Origin of the sequence: Pseudomonas sp. SIMBA_068, from assembly GCF_046534705.1 — a bacterium.
In the GTDB taxonomy this organism is placed as follows: domain Bacteria; phylum Pseudomonadota; class Gammaproteobacteria; order Pseudomonadales; family Pseudomonadaceae; genus Aquipseudomonas; species Aquipseudomonas putida.
This window is the reverse complement of sequence record NZ_JAWRYI010001238.1, coordinates 1-248: the sequence shown is the minus strand read 5'-3', so window position 1 is coordinate 248 and position 248 is coordinate 1. Positions and strand designations below refer to the sequence as shown.

General features: G+C 46.0%; 1 protein-coding gene. It reads left to right on the top strand.

The features are described 5' to 3' along the window. On the top strand, nucleotides 1-248 hold a 248-nt coding region (locus SB756_RS33500), incomplete at both ends, for a beta-ketoacyl synthase N-terminal-like domain-containing protein (RefSeq protein ID WP_410913689.1).

The following is a 248-nucleotide window of genomic DNA, read 5'->3' as shown; positions in this document are numbered from 1 at the left end:
GGCGCATTGTATTGGTAATGCGGTTGAACAAATTCAACTTGGCAAGCAAGACGTTGTGTTTGCTGGTGGCGGTGAAGAACTTCACTGGACGCTTGCTATGGAATTTGACGCAATGGGTGCACTCTCTACTAAATACAACGAAACACCAGAAAAAGCATCGCGCACATATGATGCTAACCGTGATGGTTTTGTTATTTCTGGCGGTGGTGGCATTGTAGTCGTAGAAGAGCTAGAGCATGCATTAGCAC